The 13,111-nt window shown below is 73.6% G+C and carries 12 protein-coding genes and 3 tRNA genes; 5 read left to right on the forward strand and 10 right to left on the reverse strand.

What is annotated here, in order from left to right:
• Positions 1-56 precede the first annotated feature (56 nt).
• Both CUT83_RS26265 and CUT83_RS26270 read right to left on the reverse strand, forming a co-directional pair.
• Positions 57-132 (reverse strand) — tRNA-Met (locus tag CUT83_RS26265).
• Between the two features lie 47 nt (positions 133-179).
• Positions 180-252, reverse strand: a tRNA-Thr gene (locus tag CUT83_RS26270).
• 222 nt (positions 253-474) lie between these two features.
• Between CUT83_RS26270 and CUT83_RS26275 the strand changes: the two genes are divergently transcribed.
• Positions 475-1,905, forward strand: coding sequence for an amidohydrolase family protein (locus CUT83_RS26275; protein WP_101258319.1), 1,431 nt, complete (start codon positions 475-477; stop codon positions 1,903-1,905).
• A 60-nt stretch (positions 1,906-1,965) separates the two neighbouring features.
• The gene (locus CUT83_RS26280) at positions 1,966-2,646 is read left to right on the forward strand and encodes an NAD(P)H-binding protein (RefSeq protein WP_101258320.1); all 681 of its coding nucleotides are present in this window, start codon (positions 1,966-1,968) and stop codon (positions 2,644-2,646) included.
• A 253-nt stretch (positions 2,647-2,899) separates the two neighbouring features.
• Here the strand turns inward: CUT83_RS26280 and CUT83_RS26285 are convergent.
• Positions 2,900-2,981: transfer RNA gene (locus CUT83_RS26285), tRNA-Tyr, on the reverse strand.
• A gap of 190 nt (positions 2,982-3,171) precedes the next feature.
• Here CUT83_RS26285 and CUT83_RS26290 point away from each other — a divergent pair.
• The 3 genes from CUT83_RS26290 to CUT83_RS26300 all read left to right on the forward strand — a co-directional run bounded on the left by CUT83_RS26290 (position 3,172) and on the right by CUT83_RS26300 (position 5,298).
• Positions 3,172-3,660, forward strand: coding sequence for a YajQ family cyclic di-GMP-binding protein (locus CUT83_RS26290; RefSeq protein ID WP_093851491.1), 489 nt, complete (start codon positions 3,172-3,174; stop codon positions 3,658-3,660).
• Positions 3,661-3,833: 173 nt separating this feature from the next.
• Complete coding sequence (locus CUT83_RS26295) at positions 3,834-4,226, forward strand: hypothetical protein (protein WP_101258321.1); 393 nt, start codon at positions 3,834-3,836, stop codon at positions 4,224-4,226.
• Positions 4,227-4,365: 139 nt separating this feature from the next.
• Positions 4,366-5,298 carry a restriction endonuclease gene (locus tag CUT83_RS26300; protein ID WP_101258322.1) on the forward strand — a complete coding sequence of 311 codons (933 nt, stop codon included), beginning with the start codon at positions 4,366-4,368 and terminating at the stop codon, positions 5,296-5,298.
• A 36-nt stretch (positions 5,299-5,334) separates the two neighbouring features.
• On the opposite strand, the gene CUT83_RS26305 is transcribed toward CUT83_RS26300, so the two are convergent.
• From CUT83_RS26305 to CUT83_RS26335, 7 genes are all read right to left on the reverse strand, one after another.
• A complete protein-coding gene (locus tag CUT83_RS26305; RefSeq protein WP_101258323.1) occupies positions 5,335-5,748 on the reverse strand; it encodes a YccF domain-containing protein in 414 nt (137 codons plus the stop codon).
• A complete protein-coding gene (htpX, locus tag CUT83_RS26310) occupies positions 5,745-6,608 on the reverse strand; it encodes a zinc metalloprotease HtpX (protein WP_101258324.1) in 864 nt (287 codons plus the stop codon). Before htpX ends, CUT83_RS26305 begins: the two co-directional genes overlap by 4 nt.
• Before the next feature lie 145 nt (positions 6,609-6,753).
• Positions 6,754-8,280 carry an NADH-quinone oxidoreductase subunit N gene (locus CUT83_RS26315; RefSeq protein ID WP_101258325.1) on the reverse strand — a complete coding sequence of 509 codons (1,527 nt, stop codon included), beginning with the start codon at positions 8,278-8,280 and terminating at the stop codon, positions 6,754-6,756.
• Entirely contained in the window at positions 8,277-9,908 is a 1,632-nt protein-coding gene (locus CUT83_RS26320) for a complex I subunit 4 family protein (RefSeq protein ID WP_420882402.1), read from the reverse strand. The genes CUT83_RS26315 and CUT83_RS26320 overlap by 4 nt, the downstream gene beginning before the upstream one ends.
• A 27-nt stretch (positions 9,909-9,935) precedes the next feature.
• Positions 9,936-11,996: an NADH-quinone oxidoreductase subunit 5 family protein gene (locus CUT83_RS26325; RefSeq protein WP_101258327.1), complete on the reverse strand. Its 2,061-nt coding sequence runs from the start codon at positions 11,994-11,996 to the stop codon at positions 9,936-9,938.
• Positions 11,993-12,430: an NADH-quinone oxidoreductase subunit NuoK gene (nuoK, locus tag CUT83_RS26330; protein ID WP_101258328.1), complete on the reverse strand. Its 438-nt coding sequence runs from the start codon at positions 12,428-12,430 to the stop codon at positions 11,993-11,995. Before nuoK ends, CUT83_RS26325 begins: the two co-directional genes overlap by 4 nt.
• The gene (locus CUT83_RS26335; protein ID WP_101258358.1) at positions 12,430-13,107 is read right to left on the reverse strand and encodes an NADH-quinone oxidoreductase subunit J family protein; all 678 of its coding nucleotides are present in this window, start codon (positions 13,105-13,107) and stop codon (positions 12,430-12,432) included. The genes nuoK and CUT83_RS26335 overlap by 1 nt, the downstream gene beginning before the upstream one ends.
• Positions 13,108-13,111 lie beyond the last annotated feature (4 nt).

A 13,111-nucleotide genomic window follows, 5' to 3' on the forward strand; every position in this document is an offset into this window, starting at 1 on the left:
TTAACGCAGAAAGAGTAGCCGATCGGAGGACCGACCCCGCAATCGGCTACTGGGTTTGGTAGCGGTGACCGGACTCGAACCGGTGACACAACGATTATGAGCCGTTTGCTCTACCGACTGAGCTACACCGCCGCGATGCGGGCGGCCCCCGTCTCTCGACGGGGAGCCTCACACATCAGAGCCCCAATACGGAATCGAACCGTAGACCTTCTCCTTACCATGGAGACGCTCTGCCGACTGAGCTATTGGGGCGAGCGATGAAGACATTACACGCTCAGGGCGCCGAACGTGAAATCCGTATCGGCCACACCTCCGTACGGCCGTGCCGGCCGGGACCCCGCGCCCTCCTTCCGGCGTAGTGGAGCGGCCACCGGTACGACTATTGGGCTCCCACGTGATGGCGGCACACCCCGGAACCGGCCTGGTCCTAGGCTTCGGTGCACCCAGCGATCATGAGCGAAACGCGGGAGCCCCATGCCCGACAGCCAGCCGCAGGAACCGGCGCAGCCCGATCGCGACGCACCGCCTCCCCCGAGTCCGTCCGGTCCCTCCGGTCCCCCGGATCCGCCGGGCGGCCCCTCCGGCACCGCCCCCGGCGCCGCTCCGGGGGGCGCCCCGTCCCCGGCGCCGGCCGCGCTCCTCCTGTGCGGCGCCCGGCTCGCCGACGGCCGCACCGTGGACGTGCGGATCGGCGGCGGGCGGATCGAGGCGGTCGGGACCGCGGGCAGCCTCTCCTGCCCCGCCCCTTTGCGGGCCACCCGGATCGACCTCACCGGCTATCTGCTGCTGCCCGCACCGGCCGAGCCCCACGCCCACTACGACACCGCGCTGACGGCGGACGGTGACGTGCCCGGCGCCTGCGGCGCCTCCCCCTACGGCCCCCGGGACCCGTACGACCCCAAACGCGTCCAGCGCCGCGCCGCCGAGGCCGCACTGCTCCAGCTCGGCCACGGAGCGACCGCGGTGCGCACCCATGTGCGCGTCGGCGACGTCGCCGGGCTGCGCGCCCTGCGGGCCGTGCTGCGGGCCCGCAGCGCCCTGCACGGGCTGGCCGACCTCACCGCCGTCGCCGTACCCCGGCTGCTGACCGGCGCGGCGGGGGCCGACGGCCTGGCGATGCTGCGCGAAGCGGTGGACATGGGGGCCGCGGCGGTGGGCGGCTGCCCGGACCTCGACCCCGATCCGGTCGGCTACACGGAAACCGTGCTGGAGGTGGCGGCCGAGCACGGCTGCGCGGTGGACCTGCACACCGACGGCTCCGACCCGGTCCGGCTGTCCCGTCTCGCCTCGGTGGCCGGCGGGCTGCGGCCCAAAGTGGCCATCGGCCCGTGCGACGGACTGTCCCGGCTGCCGCGGGAGACCGCGGCCCGGGCGGCCGAGTCCCTCGCGGCGGCCGGGATCACGGTGGTCTGCCTGCCCCAGGGCGGCTGCGGTCTGCCGCCGCGGACGGCCGACGGCCCCTACGCCGCGCCGGTACGGCTGCTGCGGGCGGCGGGGGTACGGGTCGCCGCGGGCAGCGGCGCCCTGCGCGACACGGCCAACCCGGTGGGCCGCGGCGACCCGCTGGAGGCCGCCTACCTGCTGGCCTCGCACGGTCAGGCCGGCCCGGAGGACGCCTACGAGGCGGTGAGCGCGCGGGCGCGGGAGGCCATGGGACTGCCGCGGGTGCGGATCGAGGCCGGCTTCCCGGCGGAACTGCTGGCCGTACGCGGCCGCACGCTCACCGGAACGCTCTCGCTGGCGTACAGCCGCCTGGTCGTCCACCGCGGCCGGGTGGTGGCCCGCACCAGCGCGGTGCGCGAGTACTGCGACGCCACGGACCCGGGCGGCCCGGCGGACACGGCGGCGGCGGAACCGGGCGGTCCCGCCGCCGAACTGGGGCTTCCCCGCCAGTCGCAGCGCTGACGGCGGCGTACACGACGGCGTACACCGCGGAGGGCGGCCCCGGCGGCGTACGGTCGGAGTATGCGCACAGTCATCGCTGGAGGACACGGTCAGATCGCACTGCGGCTGGAGCGGCTGCTCGCCGCGCGCGGTGAGGAGGTCGTCGGGCTCATCCGGCGGCCCGAGCACGCGGACGACCTGCGCTCGGCAGGGGCCGAGCCGGTCGTCTGCGACCTGGAGTCGTCGTCCGCGGAGGAGGTCGCCCGGCACCTGCGGGACGCCGACGCCGCGGTCTTCGCGGCGGGGGCGGGACCGGGCAGCGGCACGGCCCGCAAGGAGACGGTGGACCGCGCGGCCGCGGTCCTCTTCGCGGACGCCGCCGAACTCGCCGGAGTACGCCGCTTCCTGGTCATCTCCGCGATGGGGGCGGACGACGAGCCCCCCGCGGACATGGAGCCCGTCTTCGCCGCCTACCTGCGCGCCAAGGGCGCCGCGGACGACGACATCCGCCGGCGCGTCAACCTGGACTGGACGATCCTGCGCCCCGGTCGTCTCACCAACCACCCCGGCACTGGACGGGTGCGGCTGGAGCCCCGCACGGGCCGCGGCGAGATCTCCCGCGACGACGTGGCCGCCGTCCTCCTCGCCCTCCTGGACGATCCGCGCGCGGCGCGGGTGACGCTGGAGCTGGTCTCCGGAGATGTCCCGGTCGACCAGGCGATCGCGGAACTGGGCTCGGAGGCGACGGAGGTGCCGGACTAGGCCCTGTCTGACAAATAGCGCTGTCCGCCCGAAGGGCGGGCTCCGCGGCGTCTGGTGCGTGCGATCGCAAGGCGGAGGAGGAGAGCGCAGCGTGCTGCGCCGACGATCGACAACGCAGCGAGCGTGCGTGCCAGACGCCGCGGAGCAGGCGGGATTTGTCAGACAGGGCCTAGGCTCCGCGCCGGACAGGACGCCGGGCGAAACGGCGAACGGCCCCCTACCGGTGGACCGGTGGGGGGCCGTTTCCCTCGTGTGGCGGCGCTAGGATTCGAACCTAGGAAGGCTGAGCCGGCAGATTTACAGTCTGCTCCCTTTGGCCACTCGGGCACACCGCCTGGGATTGCCGCCTCGGGGGCGTTCGCTCCCTGGCAACGCGCACAACCATACCCGATGGTGGGGGGTGGTCCGCCACCTCGTTGTCCGGCGGTGGATCACCGCGGCGGATGACTAGGCTGACGGCGCGGACCGAGCCGGACCGGGCCGGACCGCACCCTGACGGATCTACGCACGAGGAGCCAATCCACGATGGCCGACTCCAGTTTCGACATCGTCTCGAAGGTCGAGCGGCAGGAGGTCGACAACGCCCTCAACCAGGCAGCCAAGGAGATCTCCCAGCGCTTCGACTTCAAGGGCGTGGGGGCCTCCATCGCCTGGTCGGGCGAGAAGATCGAGATGCGGGCCAACTCCGAGGAGCGGGTCAAGGCCATCCTCGACATCTTCCAGACCAAGCTGGTCAAGCGGGGCATCTCCCTGAAGTCCCTGGACGCCGGGGAGCCCCAGGTGTCCGGCAAGGAGTACAAGCTCTTCGCGTCGATCCAGGAGGGCATCTCCCAGGACAACGCCAAGAAGGTCGCGAAGATCATCCGCGACGAGGGCCCCAAGGGCGTCAAGGCCCAGGTGCAGGGTGACGAGCTGCGCGTCAGCCACAAGAGCCGGGACGCCCTGCAGGAGGTCATCGCCCTGCTCAAGGGCAAGGACTTCGACTTCGCGATCCAGTTCACCAACTACCGCTGAGCACGGGGCCGGCGGTGGGCGCCGGCCGAGGACGGAGGGGCACCCGCCGCCGGCGGGTGCCCCTCCGTCCTCCGTCCTCCGCGGCGGTGGGGAAGGCGCCCGGAAGGTTGGCGGCACCGCGCGTCGGGCACCCGGACACGGAATCTTCCACGCGTACGGGCCCAGGAGGACGTATGGGAAAGAAGACCGGGCGGGCCACTCTGCCGGCCGCGTTGCTGTGCGGCGCGTTTCTGCTCTCGGGCTGCGGGGACGGCGGCACCGGGGAGGAGATCTCCGGGACCCTCGCCCGCAACAGTGCGGCCGAGGCCGGCGAACTCGCCTTCGACCAGGCCGGGAACGAGATCGACGGCGACCTCGCCTGCACCGACGAGGGCACCGGGGAGGATCTGAGGGTCACCTGCGAGGGCACCACCGTGGACGGCGGGGAGGCCCGGATGGTGGCCGACGCCGGCAGCGACCCCCGGATCGAGACGGAGGGCGGCGTCACGCTCGAGGGCTTCACGGTCGTCGGCACGGTGGACGGCGAGGAGGTCTTCCGGCAGGACTGCATCGGCGTCGGCTGCTGACCTCGGTGCGGCGGGCCCCTCCCGGCGACTCGCTCCCGGCGGGCCCCTCCCGGCGGCCCGTTGAAAACGGGGAGGCGGGGCAGACGGCAGTAGCGAGCAGTGATGTTCCACGCCGAACCGCCAGGGGGGATCAGCACCGATGGCCATATCCGCGCGCCGGAGGCGTACGCCGGACGGCAGGCCCGTCTTCGACCTGCGTGTGACGGCCCTGGCCTTCGTGCTGGCCGCCGTCGTCCTGCTGGGTGTGTGGTTCGCCGGGCGGGTGGTGCTGGAGGCGGCCGGGCGGCATCCGGTCGCGGCGGTGGCCGTCTGCCTGATCGCCGTGCCGGCCGCCGTGGCCGGTCTGCGCGGCGGGCGCCGCTTCCGGGCGTCCAGGGCCGCGCGGCGGGCCGCCACGGTCCTGACCGAGGCGGCCGAGACAGCGCTGGACACGCTGGAGGAGGAGGTCCCGGGCGACGGGCCGGAGAGCGGTGAGCACGCGGAGCGTCCCGGACCGGTGGAGGGATCGGAGGCCGTCCGGTACGCGGAACCGGCCGGGGCCGGGACCGCCACGGCCCGCTCCGACTGTCCCGACCGTCCCGGCCGCCCGGATTACGAGGCCATGGAGGCGGAGGAGTTCGAGCAGGCGGTCGCGGCCCTGTGCGAGCGGGACGGCTGCCGGGACGTGGAGGTCGTCGGCGGCGCGGGCGACCTCGGCGCCGATGTCGTCGCCACCGCCCCGGACGGGTGGCGTGTGGTCATCCAGTGCAAGCGCTACAGCGACACCAACAAGGTCGGCTCGCAGGACGTGCAGCGCTTCGGCGGCACCTGCTACACCGTCCACGAGGCCCAGGTGGCGGCCGTGGTCACCACCGGCGACTTCACCGCGCCCGCCGCCGAGTACGCACGGCAGTGCGGCATCCTGTGCTTCGACCGGCACGCGCTGGCCGCCTGGAGCGACGGCACCGGACCGGCCCCCTGGGAGGGCGCGGGCGAGCCGCCGGCCGGGGCGGATCCGTACGGCGGGCGGCGCGAGGGCCCGCACGAGGGCGTGTACGACGGTCTGCACGACGAGGGGACCGCCCGGTCCTGAGAGGCCTCCGGGACCTTCGACGCCCGGTGGGGCGTCCTAACGGGGAGCCGCGTTCCAGCGGTACGACGGGTACGCGGCGTCGCTGCGGACGATCTCACGGCCCAGCGGCATCAGGGAGACCGGAATCATCTTGAAGTGGGCGATGCCGAACGGGATGCCGATGATCGTCAGGAAGAAGCCGATGCCCGCGGCTATGTGTCCCAGGGTGAGCCATATCCCGGCGAAGACCAGCCAGACGATGTTGCCCGCGGCGGAGGCCGCGCCCGCGCCGGGCCGCTGGACGACGGTGTACCCGAAGGGCCACAGGGCGTAGACGGCGATCCGGAAGCAGGCGATGCCCCACGGGATCGTGACGATCAGCAGGAAGCAGATCAGACCGGCGACCACGTACCCCAGGGCCAGCCAGAGGCCGGAGAAGACCAGCCACAGGATGTTGAGGAGCGTCCTCACAGCCGCCTCCCGGCCATGCGCTCCAGCCGGGCGATGCGCTCGGCCATCGGGGGATGGGTGGAGAACATCCTGGACAGGCCGTCTCCGGGACGGAAGGGATTGGCGATCATCATGTGGCTCGCGGTCTCCAGCCGGGGCTCGGGGGGCAGGGGGAGCTGCTTGGTGCCGGCCTCCAGCTTGGCCAGGGCCGAGGCCAGGGCCAGCGGGTCGCCGGTGAGCTGGGAGCCGGAGGCGTCCGCCTCGTACTCCCGGGAGCGGCTGACCGCGAGCCTGATCAGGGACGCGGCGAGCGGACCGAGCAGCATGATCAGCAGCATCCCGGCCAGACCGGGGCCCTCCTCGTCGTCCGAGCGGCCGATCGGGATCAGCCAGGCGAAGTTGACCAGGAACATCACCACCGAGGCCAGTGCGCCCGCGACGGAGGCGATGAGGATGTCGCGGTTGTAGACGTGGCTCAGCTCGTGCCCGAGGACGGCGCGCAGCTCACGCTCGTCCAGGATGCGCAGGATGCCGTCGGTGCAGCAGACGGCGGCGTTGCGCGGGTTGCGGCCGGTGGCGAACGCGTTGGGCGCCTGGGTGGGTGAGATGTACAGGCGGGGCATGGGCCGGCGGGCGGCCGTGGACAGCTCGCGGACCGTCCGGTACAGGCCCGGGGCCTCGAACTCGCTGACCGGGCGGGCTCTCATGGCTCGCAGGGCGAGCTTGTCGCTGTTCCAGTAGGCGTAGGCGTTGGTGCCCAGTGCCAGGACGACCGCGACGACCAGCCCGGTGCGGCCGAAGAAACCGCCGATGACGATGATGAGTGCGGACAGGCCCCCGAGTAGCAGGGCGGTCTTCAGCCCGTTGTGCCGGCGGTGCACGGTACGCCCTCCAGGTGGTGCGGCAGGGGGGATCCCCCGTGTGGCCCTTCGTTGCGGCGGTGCCTCCGTCCGAAGGCGGATTCGTGGACCCTTCCTGTGAGGTCAACGCCATGTGAAGGCGCCGGGTTCCCGGGCCGCCCCCCGTCTAAAGCAGCACGTCGGCGGCGAAGCGCAGGGCGAGCTGGGGAGCACCCGAAAGGCCGACGGCGAGCAGCCCCGTCAGGGCGATCGCGGCCGTGAGCGGCGCGGCGACGCGCACGCGCGCGTGTGCGGCGGGCGCGTGTACGGGGGCCCGGAAGATCTGCGCCGTCCACGCCAGGTAGTAGTACAGGGCGATCACGACGTTCACCGCCATCACCGCCGCGAGCCAGCCCAGTCCCGCGTCCACGGCCGTGGAGAGGACCGCGACCTTGGCGAACAGGCCGATGATCCCCGGCGGCAGCCCGGCCAGGCAGAGCAGGAAGAAGGCCAGGGCCAGGGCGGCCAGGGGGTGGGCGGCGTACAGGCCGCGGTAGTCGGTGATCCGGTTGGCTGCGGCGCTCCGGCCGACATGGGCGGCCACGGCGAAGGCCCCGAGGTTCACGGCGGCGTACATCAGGGCGTACGCGACGGTCGCGCCGACGGCCCGCCCCGGCTCGGCGGCGTACGCCGCCGCGGCGATGGGCACCAGCAGGTAGCCGGCCTGGCCGACGGAGGACCACGCCAGCAGCCGTACCGCGCTGTGCGGGCGCTCCGGGCGCTGCCGCAGGGCGGCCACGTTGCCCCCGGTCATGGTGAGGGCGGCCAGGACGGCGAGCGCCGGTCCCCAGACGTGGCCGTAGGAGGGGAAGGCCTCGACGGTCACCAGGATCAGCCCGGAGAAGCCGACCGCCTTGCCGATCACCGAAAGGTAGGCGGCCACCGGCAAGGGGGCGCCCACGTAGGTGTCCGGCACCCAGGAGTGGAAGGGGACGGCCGCGGTCTTGAACGCGAAGCCGACGAGGGTGAGGGCGACTCCGGTGGCGGCCAGGGTCTCCAGGCCGGGGGCGGTCTCGCGCAGCCCTTCGGCGACCCGGTCCAGGTGCAGGGAGCCGGTCGCGGCGTAGACGAAGCTGACGCCCATCAGGCTGACGGCGGTGGCGGTGACCGAGGAGAGGAAGAACTTCAGGGCCGCCTCGGAGGAGCGTCCGTCCGCGCGGCGCAGTCCGACCAGGGCGAAGGACGGCAGGGATGCGACCTCCAGCGCCACGATCAGGGTCGCCAGATCGCGGGCGGCGGGCAGCAGCGCCGCTCCCGCGGCGGAGGCCAGCAGCAGGAACCAGTACTCGCCGCCCGGCAGCGCGTCGTCCCGTACGGCCGTCATCGACAGCAGGGCGGCGATCAGGGCGGCGCCCAGCACCAGGAACTGGACGGCCAGAGTGAACGGGTCGGCGACGTAGGAGCACACCGCCGGGTCGGCGGTGAGGCAGAAGGTGGTGCGGTCGCCGTCCAGGAGGGGCAGCAGAGCGAGCGCGGCGAGCGCGAGGACGGCGACGGCGACCGGGCCGAGCAGCGGCTTGCGGCGCTCGGGCAGGAACAGGTCGGCGACCAGGACGGCCAGCGCGCCCAGTGCGGCGAGGGCGGGCGGGGCGATGGCGATCCAGTCGACGGACTGGACGACCGACCGGACGGGGTCCTGGGCGAGCGCGTTCATCGGCTGACTCCCGGCAGGAGGTTCTGCACGGCCGGATCGGTGAGCCCCAGGAGGATCGCGGGCCACAGTCCGGCCAGGACGGTGAGGACGACGAGCGGGATCCAGGCGGCGAACTCGTGGCCGCGTACGTCCGGCAGGGTCGCGCCCGGGGCGGGGACGGCGCCCGGGGCGGAGGCGGTGCCCGGGGCGGAGGCGGCACCCGGGGTGGAGGGCGACCCCATGCAGACCCGGCGCACGACCACCAGCAGATAGGCGGCGGTCAGCAGGGTGCCGAGGGCCGCGAGGGCCATGAAGACCAGGTACGCGGGCCGGCTGAGCCCGTCGGCGGGGTGGTACGCGCCGAGCAGCGCGAGCATCTCGCCCCAGAAGCCGGCCAGTCCGGGCAGGCCGAGGGAGGCGACGGCGGCGAAGGCGAGCAGCCCGCCGAGCCGGGGGGCGCGCCCGTACAACGCCGCGCCCCCGTCGTCCTTTCCTGCGCCGTCGAGTGCGAGGCGGTCCAGGTCGGTGGTGCCGGTGCGGTCCTTGACCGCACCGGCGAGGAAGAACAGCAGTCCGGTGATGAGGCCGTGGGCGATGTTGGCGAACAGCGCGCCGTTGACGCCGGTGCGGGTGAGGGTGGCGACGCCCAGCAGCACGAAGCCCATGTGGCCCACCGAGGAGTAGGCGATGAGGCGCTTGAGGTCGCCCCTGGCTCCGGGAAGGGCCAGCGCCAGGCAGGCCAGCGATCCGTAGACGATGCCGGTGACCGCGAAGGCCGCCAGATACGGCGCGAGGGTGTGGATGCCGTCGGGGACGACCGGCAGGACGATCCGGACGAAGCCGTAGGTGCCCATCTTCAGCAGGACGCCCGCCAGCAGCACCGAGCCGACGGTCGGGGCGGCGGTGTGGGCGTCCGGGAGCCAGCTGTGCAGCGGCCACATCGGCGTCTTGACGGCCAGGCCGGTGCCGATGGCGAGGGCGGCCACGACCTGGGTGGTGTGGGTCAGCCCCCGGCCACCGTCCTCGGCGAGCACCGTCATGTCGAACGTCGGGCCACCCTCGGCGCCCAGTCCGACCAGCAGCAGGCCCAGCAGCATCACCACGGAGCCGAGCAGGGTGTAGAGGACGAACTTCCACGCGGCCCGCTCCCGCCCCGCGCCGCCCCAGCGTGCGATGAGGAAGTACATCGGGATCAGGACCGTCTCGAAGGCCAGGAAGAACAGCATCAGGTCCAGCACGGCGAAGGTCGCCAGGGTGCCGGCCTCCAGCAGGAGCACGAGCGCGACGAACGCCTGCGGGCGCGGGCCCTCGGGGGGCCGGTGGTAGCTGTACAGGGCGCACAGGAAGGTCAGCAGCGCCGTCAGGACGAGCAGGGGCAGTGAGACGCCGTCGGTGCCCAGGTGGACACGGACGCCGAGCGCCGGGATCCAGGCGATGTCGGTCTCGGCCTGCACCGTGCCGGGCCGGTCGTGGTCGAAGCCGAGCGCGAGCACCGCGGTGGCGGCCAGCACGGCGCCGGTGACGGTGACCCCGTGGCGCAGCACGGCCTGCTCGGGACTCCTGCCCCGCAGCCCGGGCGGGGCCGGCAGCAGGGCGGCGGCCGCGCCGAGCAGAGGCAGGACGACGACGGCCGCCAGGAGCAGCCGCATCGCGGTGTCGTTCAGGGGGATCACTGGTCACGCTCCGGCGGCGACGAGGGCGGCGGCCACGGCCAGGACGAGGGAACCGGCGAGCAGGAGGCCGAGATAGGTCTGCACGTTGCCGGTCTGGGCTCGGCGCACGGCCGCCCCCAGCAGCCGCGCGGTGCCTGTGGCGCCGCGCACGTAGGTGTCGACGACCTCGCGGTCCAGGAAGCGCACCAGCCGCGCCGCGGCCAGGACCGGGCGTACGGCGACGGCCGCGTAGAGGGCGTCGAGGTGGAAGCCGCGGGCGGCGTGGCGGTGCAGCGGGCCGAGCAGGAGCCGGCCCGGGTCGGCCGGGTCGTCGGCGGCGGCGATGTCGCCGTAGGCCGCCCGGTGGGTGGCGATGGCCTCGGCCTCGGAGACCGCCGGCTCGGCTTCCGGGTGGGCGGCGACGGCACCGAGCGGGGCACGGGCGGCGGCGGTGGCGGTGCTGTGCCGCCAGGCCGCGTACATCACCACGATGCCGGCGGCGGCCAGGCCGGTGCCCAGGACGGAGGTGGTGAGGGTGGGGGCCAGCGAGCGGCCGTCGAACCAGTCGGGCAGGGCGCCGTAGAGCAGTCCGACGGCGATGGTCGGCCCGGCCAGCGCCCACAGCACCGCGTTCATGACGACCGGTTGTCCGGCGCGGTCGGGCTGTCCGGCGCGGTCGGGTGCGGTGTTCTCGCCGGGCGCGGCGAAGCCGCGGCCGTGGAAGGCCAGCAGCCACAGCCGGGTGGCGTACGCGGCGGTGAGCGCGGCGGTCAGCAACCCGGCGAGCAGGACCGTCCAGCCCACGGCGGCGGGAACGGCGTGGGCGGCCCCGCCGGCAGGGTCGAGGGCGGCGTGCTCGGCCGCGGCGAGGACGGCCTCCTTGGAGAAGAAACCGGCGAAGGGTGGCACGGCGGCCAGCGCCAGCAGGGCGACGGTCATCGTCCAGTAGGCGTCCGGCGCCCGCCTGCCCAGACCGCCGGTGCGGGACATCGCGGCCAGGGAGTTGGTGCCGGCCGCGTGAATGAGCACGCCCGCGGCGAGGAAGAGCAGCGCCTTGAACACGCCGTGGGAGATGAGGTGGAAGACGGCCGCGCCGCGGTCGGCGACGGCCAGGGCGCCGGTCATGTAGCCGAGCTGGCCGACGGTGGAGTAGGCCAGGACCCGCTTGACGTCGTCCTGGGCGAGGGCGGCGAGCGCCGAGCCGACCATGGTGACCGCCGCCATCGCGGCCAGGACGGCGAGCGCGGCGGCGGAGGAGGTGAAGACGGGCAGCAGCCGCGCGACGAAGTACACCCCGGCCGCGACCATGGTGGCGGCGTGGATCAGCGCGGAGACCGGAGTCGGGCCCGCCATCGCGTCCGGCAGCCAGGTGTGCAGCGGGAACTGGGCGGACTTGCCCGCGACCCCCGCGAGCAGCAGCAGTGCGATGACGGTGGGGTGCTCCAGCTCGAAGCCGGACAGCGGGGAGGTCAGCCGGGTCACGATCGTGCTGATCCGGAAGGTGCCGGCCTGGGAGGCCAGCGCCAGGATGCCGATGACGAACGGCACGTCGCCGAGCTTGGTGACGAGGAACGCCTTGAGGGAGGCGGAGCGCGCGGCGGCCGTCTCCCAGTAGTGGCCGACCAGGAAGTACGAGCAGATGCCCATGACCTCCCAGCCGACCAGCAGCACGATCAGGTCGTCGCTGTAGACGACCAGCAGCATCGCGGCCGTGAAGAGGGAGACCAGCGCGGCGTAGGAGGGGTAGCGCGGGTCGTCGCGCAGATAGCCGGTGGAGTAGATCTGCACACAGGACGCGACGGCGGCGACCAGGACGGCCACGAGGACGGCGAAGCCGTCGAGGTGGAGGGCGAGCTCGACGGGGAGGGCGTCGTCGCCGGTGGGGGTCAGCCGGGTCGCGCCGGTCAGGGCGCCCTCCCCGCCCTGGCGTACGGCGACGGCCGCGGCGAGGACGGCGGAGGTGAGGGTGGGCAGGACGGCCAGGGGGCGGACGTAGGCGGGGGCGCGGCGGCCGAGGAGGAGCCCGGCGAGGGCGCCGAGGAAGGGCAGCAGTGGGACGAGGACGGCGAGGGTCGTGGTGCTCACGCGGTGGCCTCTCCCCTGGTCAGGCGCGTGTCCGCGGGGTTGTCAGTGGTGCCTGCCACAGTTGGATCGTCACTGTCCGCAGCGGTCCCGCCGGTTCTGTCGGTTCCGGCGGTTCTGTCGGTTCCGCCGGTTTCCGCGAGCTCGCGGAGCCGGTCGATGTGGGAGGTGCCCCGGTTGCGGTGGACGAGCAGCACGATGGCGAGGCCGATGCCGATCTCGGCGGCGGCGATGGTGATGGTGAAGAGGGTGAGGGCCTGGCCCGCGTGGAGGGTGTCGCGGAGCCAGACGTCGAAGGCGACGAGGTTGAGGTTGACGGCGTTGAGCATCAGCTCGACCGACATCAGTACGAGGATCGCGTTGCGCCGGGCGAGGACTCCGTACAGACCGGTGCAGAAGAGGAGGACGGCCAGGACGGCGGGGTAGGCCAGATGCATCAGCGCTCTCCCCCGTCCGCGGCCCCGGTTCCGTGCTCGGCGCCGGCGGCACCGCCGTCGCCGCCGTCGCTGTCGTCGCCGCCGTTCCCGTTCCGTCCGTTTCCCCGGCGGGAGAGGACGATCGCTCCGACGAGGGCCGCGAGCAGCAGGACGGAGAGGGCCTCGAAGGGGAGCACCCAGTGCTGGAAGAGGATCCTGCCGGTGACGTCGGTGGTGCCCTGCGGCGCGCCGCTCTCCAGGTCGATCCAGGTGGTGCGGAAGGCGTCCACCACGACGGTGACCAGGACGGCGGCGGCGGTGACGGCGACCGCGAGGGCGACCGGGCGGTTGCCGGAGTCGGCGTCCGGCGAGCGGCCGATGGGCGCCCTGGTGAGCATCAGCCCGAACAGGAGGAGCACGACGACGGCCCCGACGTAGATCAGGACCTGCACCCAGGCGATGAACTCGGCGGACAGCAGCAGGTACTCGACGGCGATCCCGCCCAGTGCCACCACCAGCCACAGGGCGGCGTGCACCAGCTGCCGGGTGGTGACGGCGGTGATCGCGGCACCGAGGGTGAGCAGGCCGACGAGCAGGAAGAGGATCTCGACGCCGGTGGGCGACAGGAAGCCGGGGGTGCCGGAGGCGGTGGAGGTGCCGGAAACGGTGAAGACGGCGGAGGCGGCGGCGAGGCTCACGGTG

The organism is Streptomyces barkulensis (assembly GCF_002843305.1).
GTDB classification, from domain to species: domain Bacteria; phylum Actinomycetota; class Actinomycetes; order Streptomycetales; family Streptomycetaceae; genus Streptomyces; species Streptomyces barkulensis.